General features: G+C 71.6%; 15 protein-coding genes. 13 read left to right on the top strand and 2 right to left on the bottom strand.

What is annotated here, in order from left to right; all coding sequences use genetic code 11:
• The first annotated feature begins 11 nt into the window (after positions 1-11).
• On the top strand, positions 12-821 hold the full coding sequence (locus tag A5696_RS19305) for a hypothetical protein (protein ID WP_067882566.1): 810 nt from the start codon (positions 12-14) through the stop codon (positions 819-821).
• Here A5696_RS19305 and A5696_RS19300 read toward each other — a convergent pair.
• Positions 818-1,249 carry a limonene-1,2-epoxide hydrolase family protein gene (locus A5696_RS19300; RefSeq protein ID WP_067882564.1) on the bottom strand — a complete coding sequence of 144 codons (432 nt, stop codon included), beginning with the start codon at positions 1,247-1,249 and terminating at the stop codon, positions 818-820. The two genes, A5696_RS19305 and A5696_RS19300, sit on opposite strands and share 4 nt — an antisense overlap.
• 52 nt (positions 1,250-1,301) lie before the next feature.
• Between A5696_RS19300 and A5696_RS19295 the strand changes: the two genes are divergently transcribed.
• The 6 genes from A5696_RS19295 (at position 1,302) to A5696_RS19270 (ending at position 6,733) form a co-directional block, all read left to right on the top strand.
• Positions 1,302-2,468 (top strand): glycosyltransferase, encoded by a 1,167-nt coding sequence (locus tag A5696_RS19295; protein ID WP_067882562.1) that lies wholly within the window; start codon positions 1,302-1,304, stop codon positions 2,466-2,468.
• Between the two features lie 10 nt (positions 2,469-2,478).
• Entirely contained in the window at positions 2,479-2,685 is a 207-nt protein-coding gene (locus A5696_RS19290; protein WP_067882560.1) for a DUF3046 domain-containing protein, read from the top strand.
• Positions 2,686-2,947: 262 nt separating this feature from the next.
• Positions 2,948-3,997: a recombinase RecA gene (gene recA, locus A5696_RS19285; protein ID WP_067882558.1), complete on the top strand. Its 1,050-nt coding sequence runs from the start codon at positions 2,948-2,950 to the stop codon at positions 3,995-3,997.
• Positions 3,969-4,481 carry a recombination regulator RecX gene (recX, locus tag A5696_RS19280; protein ID WP_067882556.1) on the top strand — a complete coding sequence of 171 codons (513 nt, stop codon included), beginning with the start codon at positions 3,969-3,971 and terminating at the stop codon, positions 4,479-4,481. Before recA ends, recX begins: the two co-directional genes overlap by 29 nt.
• Before the next feature lie 144 nt (positions 4,482-4,625).
• The gene (miaB, locus tag A5696_RS19275; RefSeq protein ID WP_067882554.1) at positions 4,626-6,134 is read left to right on the top strand and encodes a tRNA (N6-isopentenyl adenosine(37)-C2)-methylthiotransferase MiaB; all 1,509 of its coding nucleotides are present in this window, start codon (positions 4,626-4,628) and stop codon (positions 6,132-6,134) included.
• On the top strand, positions 6,131-6,733 hold the full coding sequence (locus tag A5696_RS19270) for a hypothetical protein (RefSeq protein WP_369803369.1): 603 nt from the start codon (positions 6,131-6,133) through the stop codon (positions 6,731-6,733). Before miaB ends, A5696_RS19270 begins: the two co-directional genes overlap by 4 nt.
• Positions 6,734-6,833: 100 nt before the next feature.
• Here the strand turns inward: A5696_RS19270 and A5696_RS19265 are convergent, their stop codons facing one another.
• Complete coding sequence (locus A5696_RS19265) at positions 6,834-8,171, bottom strand: DUF349 domain-containing protein (RefSeq protein WP_067882551.1); 1,338 nt, start codon at positions 8,169-8,171, stop codon at positions 6,834-6,836.
• 444 nt (positions 8,172-8,615) lie between these two features.
• Between A5696_RS19265 and A5696_RS19260 the strand changes: the two genes are divergently transcribed.
• The 6 genes from A5696_RS19260 to A5696_RS19235 all read left to right on the top strand — a co-directional run bounded on the left by A5696_RS19260 (position 8,616) and on the right by A5696_RS19235 (position 14,824).
• Positions 8,616-9,578: a DMT family transporter gene (locus tag A5696_RS19260; RefSeq protein WP_067882668.1), complete on the top strand. Its 963-nt coding sequence runs from the start codon at positions 8,616-8,618 to the stop codon at positions 9,576-9,578.
• A 29-nt stretch (positions 9,579-9,607) separates the two neighbouring features.
• A complete protein-coding gene (locus tag A5696_RS19255) occupies positions 9,608-10,291 on the top strand; it encodes a hypothetical protein (protein WP_067882549.1) in 684 nt (227 codons plus the stop codon).
• Entirely contained in the window at positions 10,288-11,211 is a 924-nt protein-coding gene (gene miaA, locus A5696_RS19250; RefSeq protein WP_067882547.1) for a tRNA (adenosine(37)-N6)-dimethylallyltransferase MiaA, read from the top strand. The genes A5696_RS19255 and miaA overlap by 4 nt, the downstream gene beginning before the upstream one ends.
• Before the next feature lie 4 nt (positions 11,212-11,215).
• Positions 11,216-12,088, top strand: coding sequence for a diaminopimelate epimerase (gene dapF, locus A5696_RS19245; protein WP_067882545.1), 873 nt, complete (start codon positions 11,216-11,218; stop codon positions 12,086-12,088).
• A gap of 46 nt (positions 12,089-12,134) precedes the next feature.
• Positions 12,135-13,571: a GTPase HflX gene (gene hflX / locus A5696_RS19240; RefSeq protein WP_067882543.1), complete on the top strand. Its 1,437-nt coding sequence runs from the start codon at positions 12,135-12,137 to the stop codon at positions 13,569-13,571.
• Positions 13,572-13,663: 92 nt separating this feature from the next.
• Positions 13,664-14,824 (top strand): acyl-CoA dehydrogenase family protein, encoded by a 1,161-nt coding sequence (locus A5696_RS19235; RefSeq protein WP_067882541.1) that lies wholly within the window; start codon positions 13,664-13,666, stop codon positions 14,822-14,824.
• The last annotated feature ends 67 nt before the right edge of the window (positions 14,825-14,891 follow it).

Genomic DNA, 14,891 nt, shown 5'->3' with positions numbered 1-14,891 from the left:
GGGAGCCGGCGATGGCGGTGAAAGCGACCCAACACCGGCCGTGGCGCGCGCTGGTGCAGCGCGGATTCGACACCGCCGCAGACGTTTCCGACCTGGTGGCCCGAAAGATCAGTGCCGCCGCCGACCCGCGGGCACGGCTGCTGCGCCGACGTCGCCGCGCGCTGCGGTGGGGCCTGGTCTGTGCCGCCGGCTGCGTGTTCTGGATAGCGGTCACGGGGCTCCTCGCGGCGTGGGGCTGGTTCGCGCTGCTGCTGCAGGTCACCGGCGCCATTGCGGTGGTGCTGGCGATTCCGGCGACACTGTTGCTGCTTCGCTACCGATGGCTGCGGTCGGAGCCGCTGCCGGCGCAGCGGCCCACCGGCGCCCGCCGGCTGCCGCCGCCCGGTTCGGCGGCCCGCCCCTCGATGTACGCGCTGGGCGCTTCCGAACGCGGGTTCTTCTCGCTGTTGGGCGTGATCGAGCGCGGCTCGATGCTGCCGGCCGACGAAATCCGTGACCTGAGCGCCGCCGCGACCAAGACGTCGGCGGCGATGGCGGCCACCGCCGCCGAGGTGGTGTCGATGGAGCGCGCGGCGCAGTACGCCGAGTCGTCGCGGTCGTACCTGGTGCCCACCATCAACGCGTTCACCGCGCAGTTGAGTGCCGGCGTGCGTCAGTACAACGAAATGGTCACCGCCGCAGCGCAATTGGTGTCCTCGGCGAATGGGGACGGGGCGGCCCCCGCGCAGCAGCGCTACCGCGACGAGCTGGTCGGCGCGACCGATCGACTGATGGGTTGGGCGCAGGCGTTCGACGAGCTCGGCGGCTTGCCCAGGCGCTAGAACGAAGCCCGCAGCGACGGCACCAGCAGCCCGGCCAGGCCGCGCAGCGTCGCCTTGAACATGTCGAAGAAGTCGAAGTAGTCCCGCCACAACGTGATTCGCCCGTCGTGGACCTCGAACACGCCGCACACCCAGAACTGCAGCCGCAGCGGTCCGACGATGAGCGCGTCGGTGCGTTCGGTGAGCACCGCGGCGCCGTCGGAGGCGATGCGGTGGATCTTCACCTCGAAGGCCCCGCGGCCCTCCATCATTGCGAACAGCTTCATCGCCCTGGCGCGCCCGTGGATCGTCGGCAGCCCGACGTTCTCGTAAACCAGGTTGTCGTCCAGTGCGGCGTCGGCGGCCTCCAAATCCGCGTCCTGCAACGCGTTCAGGAAGCCCTCGACCGTGCGAGCGTTCGCGACGCCCGTGCCAGTGAGCTCGGTCATGCTGCCAGCGTAGGCGCATGTGGCGGTCCGGCCGTGTGGCAGGGTAGGGCCGATGCGCGTCGCCGTGGTCGCCGGGCCGGATCCCGGGCATTCGTTCCCCGCCATCGCGCTGTGCCGGCGTTTCGCCGAGGCGGGCGACGAGCCCACGCTGTTCACCGGGGCGGAGTGGCTCGACGCCGCCCGCGGCGTCGGGATCGAGGCCGTCGAGTTGGACGGGCTGGCGGCCGTCGACGAGGACGTCGACGCCGGCGCCCGGATCCATCGCCGAGCGGCCCGGATGGCGGTGCTCAACGTGCCGGCGCTGCGCGAGCTGGCGCCGGACCTGGTGGTCTCCGACGTCATCACCGCGGGTGGCGGGATGGCCGCCGAGCTGTTGGGCATTCCGTGGATCGAGCTCAACCCGCACCCGCTGTACCTGCCGTCGAAGGGGCTGCCGCCGATCGGCAGCGGGCTGGCGCCCGGCACCGGCTTCCGCGGCCGGCTGCGGGACGCCACGATGCGCGCGCTGACGGGGCGGTCCTGGCGCGCCGGCATCAAGCAGCGCGCCGCCGCCCGGCTCGAGATCGGGCTGCCCGCCGTCGACCCGGGGCCGCTGCGCCGCCTCATCGCCACGCTGCCCGCTCTCGAGGTGCCGCGCCCGGACTGGCCCGAGGAGGCCGTCGTGGTGGGGCCGCTGCACTTCGAGCCGACCGATCGGGTGCTGCCCATCCCGCCGGGCTCCGGGCCGGTGGTGGTCGTCGCGCCGTCGACCGCGCTGACCGGGACCGCCGGCCTGGCCGAGGTGGCGCTGGAATGCCTGACGCCCGGCGACACGCTGCCGGCCGGATCCCGACTGGTGGTGTCGCGGCTGGGCGGGGCGGAGCTGACGGTCCCGCCGTGGGCGGTGGTCGGGCTGGGATGCCAGGCCGAGTTGTTGACGCACGCCGACCTGGTGATCTGCGGTGGCGGCCACGGCATGGTGGCCAAGACGCTGCTGTCCGGGGTGCCGCTGGTGGTGGTCCCCGGCGGCGGGGATCAATGGGAGATGGCCAACCGGGTGGTGCGCCAGGGGAGCGGGCTGCTGGTCCGGCCGCTCGCGGCCGACGCCCTGGCGGCCGCGGTCGGCGAGGTGCTGTCGTCGCCCGGCTACCGGGAGGCCGCGCAACGAGCGGCCGCCGGCATCGCCGACGTCGCGGACCCGGTGCGGGTGTGCCACCAAGCGCTGGCGCTTGCCGGGTAGCCGGCTGGGTATGTTGGCTGACGTGCGGCTGACGGAGTTCAACGAGCGGGTTGTCTTGCGATTCGGTGCCACCTACGGCCCGTCTGTGCTCGAAGATCACGTGCTGAGCGGCCTCGACGGCCGCACCGCGGCCCAGGCGATCGAGGAGGGGATCGAACCCCGCGACGTCTGGCGCGCCTTGTGCGCCGACTTCGACGTCCCCCGCGACCAGTGGTGACTGCGCGGCCTGGCTTGTGAATCCGCGGCTTCGGGTGTGAGGCCACGGCGACGACACGCCGACCCGGCCCGCCCTGGTTGCACACCGAAAGCCCTCAACGCACACGGAAGCCCCGCGTCCGGCGTGTCCGCTTGAATCGAACACGTGTTCGGCTACTGTGGTGATCGTTCGGAGGAATCGACTTGTCGGACCCCGCGCCTAGTGTCACGGCCAACCGACCGATACCGGTCATCCGAACACAACGACGATAGGAAGAGGCACCATGACGCAAGCCCCCGACCGCGAGAAGGCTCTCGAGCTGGCGATGGCCCAGATCGAAAAGAGCTACGGCAAGGGCTCGGTGATGCGTCTCGGCGACGAGATGCGTCAACCGATCTCGGTCATCCCGACCGGATCCATCGCACTGGACGTGGCCCTGGGCATCGGCGGCCTGCCCCGCGGCCGGGTCGTGGAGATCTACGGCCCGGAGTCCTCGGGTAAGACCACCGTCGCGCTGCACGCGGTGGCCAACGCCCAGGCCGCCGGCGGCGTCGCGGCGTTCATCGACGCCGAGCACGCCCTGGACCCGGACTACGCCAAGAAACTCGGTGTCGACACCGATTCGCTGCTGGTCAGCCAGCCCGACACCGGTGAGCAGGCCCTCGAGATCGCCGACATGCTGATCCGCTCCGGCGCGCTGGACATCCTGGTCATCGACTCGGTGGCGGCCCTGGTGCCGCGCGCCGAACTCGAGGGCGAGATGGGGGACAGCCACGTCGGCCTGCAGGCCCGCCTGATGAGCCAGGCGCTGCGGAAAATGACCGGCGCGCTCAACAACTCGGGGACCACGGCGATCTTCATCAACCAGCTCCGCGAAAAGATCGGGGTGATGTTCGGCAGCCCCGAAACCACCACGGGCGGAAAGGCTTTGAAGTTCTACGCGTCGGTGCGCATGGACGTGCGCCGGATCGAGACGCTCAAGGACGGCACCAACGCGGTCGGCAACCGCACCCGGGTCAAGGTCGTCAAGAACAAGGTGTCGCCGCCGTTCAAGCAGGCCGAGTTCGACATCCTCTACGGCAAGGGCATCAGCCGTGAGGGCTCGCTGATCGACATGGGTGTGGATCAGGGCTTCATCCGCAAGTCCGGGTCGTGGTTCACCTACGAGGGCGAGCAGCTCGGCCAGGGCAAGGAGAACGTCCGCAACTTCCTGATGGAAAACGCCGATGTGGCCAACGAGATCGAAAAGAAGATCAAGGAAAAGCTCGGCATTGGCGCGGTGGTGACCGATGACCCCTCCGGTGATGTCCTCCCCGCTCCCGTCGACTTCTGAGCCGGCCCGCGAAGAGCAGGCGCGGGCGCTGTGCCTGCGCCTGCTCACCGCGAGGGCGCGCACCCGCGCCGAGCTGTCCGGTCAGCTGGCCAAACGCGGATACCCCGACGACGTCAGCGCTCGGGTGCTCGACCGGCTGGCCGCCGTCGGCCTGGTGGACGACGCCGGGTTCGCCGAGCAGTGGGTGGCATCCCGGCGGGCGAAGGCGGGAAAGAGCCGCCGCGCCCTGGCCGCCGAGCTGCACACGAAGGGTGTCGACAAGGACGTGATCACCGCGGCGCTGGGCGGAATCGACGCCGGGGCAGAACGCGACCGCGCCGAGCAGCTGGTGCGGGCCAAGCTGCGCCGCGAGACGCTGGCCGACGAAGCCAAGGTGAGCCGCAGGCTGGTCGGGATGCTGGCCCGCCGCGGCTACAGCCAGAACCTGGCGGCCGAAGTCGTCATCGCCGAGCTGGCCGCCGAACGGGAACGCCGCCGCGTCTAGGTCAGACGGTGCGACCCGGGGGACTCCCCAGCTCCGCGGGGACCCCACCCGTTTGCGGGGGACTGCGCCCGGCTCCCGCCGCGCCGGCGATCGCCACGACCTGCGGGTTAATCCCGTAAGCCCGGGTCGCCGTAGCATGGCCCCGTGACTTCGACGGCGGCCCGAGATGTTTCGGCGGTGCGTACCTACCAGGTACGCACTTACGGCTGCCAGATGAACGTCCACGACTCCGAGCGGCTGGCGGGGCTGCTGGAGGCGGCCGGCTATCAGCGCGCGGCCGACGGTGCCGACGCCGACGTGGTGGTCTTCAACACCTGCGCCGTCCGGGAGAACGCCGACAACAAGCTGTACGGCAACCTCAGCCACCTGGCCCCGCGCAAGCGCGGCAACCCGGACATGCAGATCGCGGTCGGCGGCTGCCTGGCCCAGAAGGACCGGGACGCGCTGCTGCGCAAGGCGCCCTGGGTCGACGTCGTCTTCGGCACGCACAACATCGGATCGCTGCCGACGCTGCTCGACCGGGCCCGGCACAACAGGGTCGCGCAGGTGGAGATCGCCGAGGCGCTGCAGCAGTTCCCGTCGTCGCTGCCCACCGCCCGCGAATCCGCTTACGCCGCATGGGTTTCCATCTCCGTCGGGTGCAACAACAGCTGCACCTTCTGCATCGTCCCGTCGCTGCGCGGCAAGGAGGTCGACCGCAGCCCGGACGACATCCTGGCCGAGGCGCGGTCGCTGGTGGATGACGGCGTGCTCGAAATCACCCTGCTGGGCCAGAACGTCAACGCCTACGGGGTGTCCTTCGCGGACCCGGCGCTGCCCCGCGACCGCGGCGCGTTCGCCGAACTGCTGCGGGCCTGCGGGCGCATCGACGGGCTGGAACGCGTGCGGTTCACCTCGCCGCACCCGGCCGAGTTCACCGACGACGTCATCGAGGCGATGGCGCAGACGCCGAACGTCTGCCCGGCGCTGCACATGCCGCTGCAGTCCGGCTCCGACCGGGTGCTGCGCGCGATGCGGCGCTCGTACCGCGCCGAGCGCTACCTGGGCATCATCGAGCGGGTGCGGGCGGCGATGCCGCACGCGGCGATCACCACGGACCTGATCGTCGGATTCCCCGGTGAGACGGAAGAGGACTTCGCCGCCACGCTCGACGTCGTGCGGCAGGCCCGGTTCGCGGCCGCGTTCACCTTCCAGTACTCCAAGCGGCCCGGCACCCCCGCCGCCGCCCTAGCCGGGCAGGTGCCGAAAGCGGTTGTGCAGGAACGCTACGAGCGGCTGGTCGAGGCGCAGGAGCAGATCTCGCTGGAGGGCAATCGTGCGCTGATCGGTCAGGCCGTCGAATTGCTGGTGGCCACCGGTGAAGGACGCAAGGACGCCCGCACGTCCAGGATGACCGGCCGGGCCCGCGACGGCCGCCTGGTGCACTTCGCCCCCGAAGACGCCGGCGACGTGCGCCCGGGCGACGTCGTCACCACGGTGGTCACCGGGGCGGCCCCGCACCACCTCATCGCCGACGCGGGCATCCGCAGTCACCGCCGCACCCGGGCGGGTGACGCGCATGCCGCCGGGCGGCGCCCCCGCACGATCGGCCTCGGCATGCCCGCCGTCGGGCCGTCCGTCCAATCGCTCGAACCCCTGGGATGTGCCCGATGAAGAAAGAACACGCCGACATCGACGCCCTGCGCAGCGAAATCGACGCCGCCGAACGCCGGGTGGCGGGGGAGATCGATCCCGGCGCAAGGGCTTTGGTGGTCGCGATCCTGGTGTTCGTGCTGCTGGGATCGTTCATCCTGCCGCACACCGGCGACGTGCGGGGCTGGGACGTGCTGTTTTCCACGCATGGCGCCGGCGCCGCCGCGGTGGCGCTGCCGTCGCGGGTGTTCGCCTGGCTGGCGCTGGTGTTCGGCGTGGGTTTCTCGATCCTGGCGCTGATCACGCGGCGCTGGGCGCTGGCCTGGGTGGCGCTGGCGGGTTCGGCGATCGCCTCCGCCGCCGGGCTGCTGGCGGTGTGGTCGCGCCAAACCGTGGCCGCCGGGCATCCCGGACCGGGCGTGGGCCTGATCGTCGCGTGGATCACGGTGATGCTGTTGACGTTTCACTGGGCCCGCGTGGTGTGGGCGCGCACCGTCGTGCAACTGGCGGCCGAGGAGCAGCGGCGCAAGCTCGCCGCGCAGCAGCAGTCGATGACGCTGCTGGACAGCCTGGGCGATCCGGAGGACCGGACGCCGCCACCGACCGAAGGCCAGGACTGATGGTGGCGACCCGCTTCGCCCGGCTACGCCGCGCTCGCGATCGCCGCCGGCTGATGGTGGCGACCCGCTTCGCCCGGCTACGCCGCGCTCGCGATCGCCGCTAGGGCCTGCGGGTCAGCGCCTCGGCGGCCGCATCGGCCCACTGCCGCCACTGCTCGGCGTTGGCCCGGGCCTCGTCGGCCTCCTTGGTACGGCCGGCCGCCGCCGCCTTCCGGGCCTGCTGTTCGTACTGCTCGGCACGGATCCGGAACTGCTCGGCCCGCGCCTGCGCCTGGGGATCCGACCAGTCGGCCTCGCCGGCGTCGCGCACCCGCTTCTCGATCGCGCGGAGGCGCCGCTCCAACTCGGCGGACCGTTCCCGCGGCACCTTTCCGATCGCGTCCCACTTGTCGGCGATGGTTCGCAGCGCCGCCCGCGCGGCGTCGAGGTTGCTGGTGTCGATCCTCTCCGCCTCGGCCAGCAGAGCCTCCTTGGCGGTGGCGTTGGCCTGGAACTCGGCGTCCTTCTCCGCCGTGGCGGCGTTGCGGGCCGTGAAGAAGCAGTCCTGGGCGGCCTTGAAGCGGCGCCACAGGGCGTCGTCGACCTCCCGGGTCGCTCGTCCGGCCGCCTTCCACTCGGTGAGCAGCTTGCGGAATTCCGCGCTGGTGGCCGTCCAGTCCGTCGAATCGGACAATTCTTCGGCGCGCTCGCAGAGCCGCTCCTTGGACTGCTTGACCCCCGACCGCTCCCGGTCCAGCTCGGCGAAATGGGCGCCCCGCCGCCGGTTGAAGGCGTCCCTGGCCGCCGAATAGCGCTTCCACAACGCGTCGTCGACTTTGCGGTCCAGGCCGCTGATCGTCTTCCACTCGTCGAGGATCGCCCGCAGCCGGTCACCGGCGGCCTTCCACTGCGTGGAATTGGCGCCCAGGTCCTCGGCCTCGGCGGCCAGCGCCTCCTTGCGGGCGGTCTGGGCCGCCCGATGCTCCTCGCGTTTCGAGCGGCCCTCGGCGATGGTCGCCTCCGCGTGCTCGAGGAGGCCGGCCAACCGGGCCGAGAGCGCGTCGACGTCGCCCAGGACGGTTGCGGTCGGCAACGTGTCCGCCAGCGCCGAGGCGTTGGCCCGGATCTTGCGCGCGTCCCCGCTGCCCGACGCCAGCCGCTCCTCCAACAGGGTGATCTCGGTGCTCAGGTCGTCGAATCGGCGCCCGAAGTGGGCGAAGGCGGCCTCGCGATCGCCGGCCTGCCAGGAGCCGATGACGCGCTCGCCGGCCGAGCTGATCAGCCAGACCGTGCCGTCGTCGTCGACCCGTCCGAACCGGTGCGGGTCACTGGCCGGGTGGGCCGCCGCCGCATAGGGCGTGGGTCGCGGCCCCGGGCTCACCGGCCGGGGACCGGGACGGGGTCCCGGGCGTGGAACGGGCTTGGGTGAAGCGTCGCCGCCTGGCTCGTCGGCCGTCATCCGCTCGTCACCACCCTTCGTTCGCGCGGTCAGTGTCCCGCGCGCCTGCCGCGCTCAGCGGCGCCTAGTCAACCTGTTCCAACAGTATTCAAGCAGCTTGGCCGACGGCGCGCGCCTACCTTTTGCCGGCGTCCCCGTCGGCGGCGGCCGCCGCCGCGTAACGGTTCGATTCCACAGCCGCTTCGGCCGTAGGGCGCGGTCGCGCCGCCCGGTAGCGTAGCGGGGGCGAGTGGTGGTTCTGGTGGGGCCCGCCGGCCGGTGGCAAGCCGTCGCCGCGCTGTACAAAGGTTTGCTGCGGGCGCACTATTGATCCACCGTCGGGGCCGCTGAGGGCCGTGCGCCCGGCGCGGTCGCACTACAGTGGTCGTGAACTCTGATCGAACTGCACGTGTACACGCATCGTCAACGGGAATGCTGGTCGGAAATGCCGGTGAGGGGGTTCGCATGACGAAAGTCGATGTCGCGGCGCTGATTGCCTTGTGCGCGGCGCTGGCTTCCGCCGTCGGCGACGTGATCCGCCAACGCTCGGCGCACGAGATCACCGACAAGGAAGTCGGCCACCTGGAGCTGTTCCGCATGTCGTTGCGCGACAAGCGCTGGTGGCTGGGCGGCCTCGCGGCGATCGTCAACTACAGCTTGCAGGCCGGCGCCCTGGCGTGGGGATCGGTGGTGCTGGTGACGGCGCTGCAGGTGACCGCGCTGCTGTTCGCGCTGCCGATCTACGCGCGGCTGACCAACTACCGGGTGACCCGCTGGGAATGGGTGTGGGCGGTCGTGCTGGCCGCGGCGCTGGCGGTGGTCATCATCGTGGGCGACCCGCGCTCCGGTCAGGAGCGGGCTTCGGTGTCGACGTGGCTGATCGTGGCCGCGGTGATGGGCCCGGCGTTGGTGTTGTGCGTGGTGGGGGCGCGGATCTGGAAAGGCCGTCCGATCGCGGCGGTGCTGCTGGCGGTGGTGGCGGGCTCGTCGCTGGCGCTGTTCGCGGTGCTGACCAAGGGGGTCGTCGAGGAGGCCGAACACGGCCCCGGCGCGGTGCTGCGCATGCCGGAATTCGTTCCCTGGCTCCTGGTGGCGCTGTGCGGCATGGTTTTCCAGCAATCCGCCTTCCGCGCCGGCGCGCTGACCGCGTCCCTGCCGACCATGACCGTGGCGAAGCCCGTCGTGGCCGGTGTGCTCGGGGTCCTCGTGCTCGGCGAGACGCTCCGGGCCAGCGGGCCCGCGGCGCTGGCGCTGATCTCGTCCGTGGCGCTGGTGTTCATCGCGACGGTGGCGCTGGCGCGGGGCGAGGCCGCCTCGATGGTGGCCGGGACGGGGCGGGACCTGAAAGCCGACCCGCTGCCCGCCGATCCGCCGCCGGAGGAGTCGATCCCGGTCACGGCGCCGGACGGCAGCCCGACGATTACCTAGTGGGGTCCGGATCCCGCTAGGTTTGTGGCGTGCTGGGCGCCATCGCGATTGTTCCCTCCGCGCCGGTGCTCGTGCCCGAGCTGGCCGGGGCGGCTTCCGCCGAGGTGGCCGACCTGACCGCGGCGGTGCTCGGGGCCGCGGCCCTGCTGCCGCCACGCTGGGTCGCCGTCGGCACGGGCAGGGCCGACGAGGCGCTGGGGCCCGACTCCGGTGGCACCTTCGCCGGGTTCGGGGTCGACGTCAGGGTGGGGCTGTCGCCGCAGGCCGACGCCGCCGGCGACCTTCCACTGTGCGCGCTGCTCGCGGGCTGGGTGCGGGGGCGGGCGCGTCCCGAGGCCAGTGCGCGGGTTCGCGTCTATCGCAGCGACCACGACACCGCCACCGCGCTGGCCCGCGGCAGGCAGTTGCGCGCCGAGCTGGACCGCAGCCCGGACGCGGTCGGGGTGCTGGTGGTGGCCGACGGGGCGAACACCCTGACACCGGCCGCGCCCGGCGGCTACCACCCGGACGACGCCGAGGCGCAAGCGGCCCTGGACGACGCGCTGGCCAACGGCGACGTCGCCGCCCTGGCCGCGCTGCCACCGCAGATCCTGGGACGGGTCGCGTTCCAGGTGCTCGCCGGTCTGGCGGAGCCCGGGCCGCGCTCGGCGAAGGAGCTCTACCGGGGAGCGCCCTACGGCGTGGGCTACTTCGCCGGCTTCTGGCAGCTATGAACCAGCGGCCCCTCGCGATCATCGGGCCCACCGGCACGGGCAAGTCGCAGCTGGCGCTCGACGTCGCCGAGCGCCTGGACGGGGAGATCGTCAACGCCGACGCGATGCAGCAGTACCGCGGCATGGACATCGGTACCGCCAAGCTGCCCGTCCCGGAGCGCCGCGGCATCACCCATCATCAGCTCGACGTCCTGGACGTCACCGAGACGGCCACCGTCGCCCGTTATCAGCGGGCCGCCGCCGCGGACGTCGAGGCGATCGCGGCCCAGGGCGCGGTCCCGGTGATCGTGGGCGGCTCGATGCTCTACATCCAGTCCCTGCTCGACGACTGGTCGTTTCCCGCCACGGACCCCGCCGTGCGGGCCCGCTGGGAGGGGCGGCTCGCCGAGGTCGGGGTGGGCGAACTGCACGCCGAGCTGGCCCGCCGCGACCCGGCGGCGGCCGCGGCGATCCTGCCCACCGACGGCCGGCGTACCGTGCGCGCCCTGGAGGTCGTCGAGCTCACCGGCCGCCCGTTCGCCGCCTCGGCGCCGCGCATCGGCGCCCCGCGCTGGGACACCGCCATCATCGGATTGGATTGCGACACAACCATTCTCGATGAGCGATTGGCCCGGCGCACCGACGCGATGTTCGATCGGGGCCTGGTCGACGAGGTCCGCGGGTTGCTGGCGGAAGGCCTGCGCGACGGCGTCACCGCCGCCCGCGCCCTGGGCTATGCGCAGGTGCTCGCGGCGCTCGACGCGGGCGGCGCCGACGAACACCTGCGCGACGCGCGGGAGCAGACCTACGCGGGCACCCGGCGCTACGTGCGACGCCAGCGGTCGTGGTTTCGCCGGGATCACCGGGTGACCTGGCTGGACGCCGCGGACGGGGCGCGCCTCGTCGACGGCGCTTTGGGAGCGTGGCGGCACGTATCCTGACCTGGTGATGTTCGCCAAGGGCCACGGCACGCAGAACGACTTCGTGCTGCTGCCCGACCTCGACGCCGACCTGGCGCTCACCGCCGCCCGGGTGGAAGCGCTCTGCGACCGGCGCCGGGGGCTCGGCGCCGACGGGGTGCTGCGGATCACCACGGCGGGCGCCGCCGTGCGGGTGGGTGTCCTCGAGCGCCTGCCGGACGGCGTCGGCGCGGGCGACTGGTACATGGACTACCGCAACGCCGACGGGTCGACCGCGCAGATGTGCGGCAACGGCGTGCGCGTCTTCGCCCACTACCTGCGCGCCAGCGGCCTGGAACCGCGCGATGAGTTCGTCGTCGGCTCGCTGGCCGGCCCGCGGCCGGTCACACTGCACCACGTCGGCGGGACCGACGCCGACGTCACCGTCGACATGGGCAAGGCCAACCGGGTCGGCAGCGGGCAGGCCACGATCGGCGGCAGGCGTTTCACCGGCCTGGCGGTCGACGTCGGCAACCCGCACCTGGCCTGCGTCGACCCGCAACTGGACGCCGAGGGTCTGGCGGCGCTGGACGTGGCAGCACCCGTGCAGTTCGACCGCGCCCAGTTCCCGGACGGCGTCAACGTCGAGGTGCTCACGGCACCGGTCGACGGGCTGGTCCGGATGCGGGTGCGCGAACGCGGCGTGGGGGAGACCCGCTCGTGCGGCACCGGGACGGTCGCAGCCGCCGTCGCCGCGCTGGCCGATGCGGGGGCCGACACCGGGACCCTCACGGTGCGCGTCCCCGGCGGCGACGTCGTGGTGACCATCACCGACGCCACGAGCTACTTGCGCGGGCCGTCGGTGCTGGTGGCCCGCGGCGAGATCAGCGAGGAATGGTGGCGCGCCCAGGAGCGTTAAATCGGGTGCGCTGCACCGATTCAGCGTGCACTATTGCTAATTGCCTATGACACATCCCGAAACTCCCTTTTACGATCAGCCGGATCTCGAGCCCAGCACGGGCGAACTCGCCCTCGAAGACCGCTCGGCGCTGCGCCGGGTCGCCGGGCTGTCCACCGAACTCGCCGACGTCTCCGAGGTCGAGTACCGCCAGCTGCGGCTGGAGCGCGTCGTCCTGGTGGGCGTGTGGACCGAGGGCAGCGCCGCCGACAACCAGGCCAGCATGGCCGAGCTCGCGGCCCTCGCCGAAACCGCCGGCTCGCAGGTGCTCGAGGGACTCATCCAGCGCCGCGACCGGCCCGACCCGTCGACCTACATCGGCTCCGGCAAGGCCGCCGAACTGCGCGAGGTGGTCCTGGCCACCGGCGCCGACACCGTCATCTGCGACGGCGAGCTGTCCCCGGCGCAGCTGACCGCGCTGGAAAAGGCCGTCAAGGTCAAGGTCATCGACCGCACCGCGCTGATCCTGGACATCTTCGCCCAGCACGCCACCAGCCGGGAGGGCAAGGCGCAGGTGTCGCTGGCCCAGATGGAGTACATGCTGCCCCGGCTGCGCGGCTGGGGCGAGTCGATGTCGCGGCAGGCCGGCGGCCGCGCCGGCGGCAGCGGCGGCGGCGTGGGCCTGCGCGGTCCCGGTGAGACCAAGATCGAGACCGACCGCCGCCGCATCCGGGAACGGATGAGCAAGCTGCGCCGCGAGATCAAGGAGATGAAGCAGGCCCGCGACACCCAGCGCAGCCGCCGGCTGGCGAGCGACACCCCGTCGATCGCCATCGTCGGCTACACCAACGCCGGCAAGTCCAGCCTGCTCAACGCGCTGACCGGCGCCGGGGTGCTGGTGCAGGACGCGCTGTTCGCCACCCTGGAACCCACCACCCGGCGCGCCGAACTCGCCGACGGGCGGCCGGCCGTGCTCACCGACACCGTCGGGTTCGTCCGGCACCTGCCCACCCAGCTGGTCGAGGCGTTCCGCTCGACGCTGGAGGAGGTCGTCGACGCCGATCTGCTGGTGCACGTGGTCGACGGCTCCGACGCCAACCCGATGGCGCAGATCAACGCGGTCCGCCAGGTCGTCTCGGAGATCTTTGCGGACATCGCCTCCCATGACGGCAGCCCGCCGCCCGAGCTGCTCGTCGTCAACAAGGTCGACGCCGCGAGCGACCTCACGCTGGCCAAGCTTCGCCACGCGCTGCCCGGCGCGGTGTTCGTCTCCGCGCGCACCGGCGAGGGCGTCGACGACCTGCGCCGGCGGATGACCGAGCTGGCCGTCGCAACGGACACGGCCGTCGACGTGGTGATCCCCTACGACCGCGGTGACCTCGTCGCCCGGCTGCACTCCGGCGGGCGCGTCCAGCAGGAGGAGCACAACGCCGACGGCACCCGCATCCGGGCCCGCGTTCCCGTGGCGCTGGCGGCCAGCCTGCGCGAGTTCGCCGCCGACTGAGCACGCGGCCCCACCCACTGCCGACCAACCGGCTGGTTGGTATATCTTGGGCGGCAGGGTCCCAGTCGCCGAGGTTCAAGCGGAGGTCGTCCATGAGTGCTGCCATCAAGTACGAGCGCACGCTTTTCGAGCCTGAGCACGAGTTGTTCCGTGAGTCCTACCGCGCCTTCCTCGACCGCCACGTGGCGCCCTACCACGACGAATGGGAGAAGGCCAAGATCGTCGACCGCGGCGTGTGGCTGGAGGCCGGGAAGCAGGGCTTTCTGGGCATGGCGGTGCCGGAGGAGTACGGCGGCGGCGGCAACCCCGACTTCCGGTACAACACGATCATCACCGAGGAGACCACGCTCGGCCGCTACAGCGGGATCGGCTTCGGCCTGCACAACGACATCATTGCGCCGTACCTGCTGGCGTTGGCCAACGACGAGCAGAAGCAACGCTGGCTGCCCAAGTTCTGCACGGGCGAGATCATCACCGCGATCGCCATGACCGAGCCGGGCACCGGCAGCGACCTGCAGGGCATCAAGACCCGCGCGGTCAAGCAGGGCGACCACTACGTGCTCAACGGCGCAAAGACGTTCATCACCAACGGGATCAACTCCGACCTGGTGATCGTGGTCGCCCAGACCGACCCGGACAAAGGCGCGCAGGGCTTCTCGCTGATCGTGGTCGAGCGCGGCATGGACGGATTCGAACGCGGCCGGCACCTGGACAAGATCGGGCTCGACGCGCAGGACACGGCCGAGTTGTCGTTCACCGACGTGCACGTCCCGGCCGAAAACCTGCTCGGCGAGGAGGGCATGGGATTCATCTACCTGATGCAGAACCTGCCGCAGGAGCGGATCTCGATCGCCATCATGGCCGCCGCCGCGATGGAAGGCGTGCTGGAGCAGACGCTGCAATATGTCAAGGAGCGCAAGGCTTTCGGCAAGCCGATCGGCAGCTTCCAGAACAGCCGCTTCGTCCTCGCCGAGCTGGCCACCGAGGCCACCGTGGTGCGGATGATGGTCGACGAGTTCGTCCGCCTGCACCTCGACCACAAGCTGACGGCCGAACAGGCCGCAATGGCCAAGTGGTACGCCACCGAGAAGCAGGTGCACCTGATCGACCGCTGCCTGCAGCTGCACGGCGGCTACGGCTACATGCGCGAATACCCGGTCGCGCGAGCCTATCTCGACGCCCGGGTGCAGACGATCTACGGCGGCACCACCGAGATCATGAAGGAGATCGTCGGCCGCAGCCTCGGCGTCTAGGAAACGCGTTGCGGTGCAACACAATCGCGTCTTCCGGCGCGGACGGCACGCCGCAACACGCGTGCCA

The sequence above is a fragment of the Mycobacterium sp. E2699 genome (assembly GCF_001666745.1).
In the GTDB taxonomy this organism is placed as follows: Bacteria; Actinomycetota; Actinomycetes; order Mycobacteriales; family Mycobacteriaceae; genus Mycobacterium.
Note: the sequence above shows the minus strand (reverse complement) of the source record. Positions and strands in the feature narration are given on the sequence as shown.

Coding starts and splice junctions, on each gene's coding strand:
- A5696_RS19305 (WP_067882566.1), top strand. CDS start 12: ATGGCGGTGAAAGCGACCCAACACCGGCCGTGGCGCGCGCTGGTGCAG.
- A5696_RS19300 (WP_067882564.1), bottom strand. CDS start 1,249: ATGACCGAGCTCACTGGCACGGGCGTCGCGAACGCTCGCACGGTCGAG.
- A5696_RS19295 (WP_067882562.1), top strand. CDS start 1,302: ATGCGCGTCGCCGTGGTCGCCGGGCCGGATCCCGGGCATTCGTTCCCC.
- A5696_RS19290 (WP_067882560.1), top strand. CDS start 2,479: ATGTTGGCTGACGTGCGGCTGACGGAGTTCAACGAGCGGGTTGTCTTG.
- recA (WP_067882558.1), top strand. CDS start 2,948: ATGACGCAAGCCCCCGACCGCGAGAAGGCTCTCGAGCTGGCGATGGCC.
- recX (WP_067882556.1), top strand. CDS start 3,969: ATGTCCTCCCCGCTCCCGTCGACTTCTGAGCCGGCCCGCGAAGAGCAG.
- A5696_RS19270 (WP_369803369.1), top strand. CDS start 6,131: ATGAAGAAAGAACACGCCGACATCGACGCCCTGCGCAGCGAAATCGAC.
- A5696_RS19265 (WP_067882551.1), bottom strand. CDS start 8,171: ATGACGGCCGACGAGCCAGGCGGCGACGCTTCACCCAAGCCCGTTCCA.
- A5696_RS19260 (WP_067882668.1), top strand. CDS start 8,616: ATGACGAAAGTCGATGTCGCGGCGCTGATTGCCTTGTGCGCGGCGCTG.
- miaA (WP_067882547.1), top strand. CDS start 10,288: ATGAACCAGCGGCCCCTCGCGATCATCGGGCCCACCGGCACGGGCAAG.
- hflX (WP_067882543.1), top strand. CDS start 12,135: ATGACACATCCCGAAACTCCCTTTTACGATCAGCCGGATCTCGAGCCC.
- A5696_RS19235 (WP_067882541.1), top strand. CDS start 13,664: ATGAGTGCTGCCATCAAGTACGAGCGCACGCTTTTCGAGCCTGAGCAC.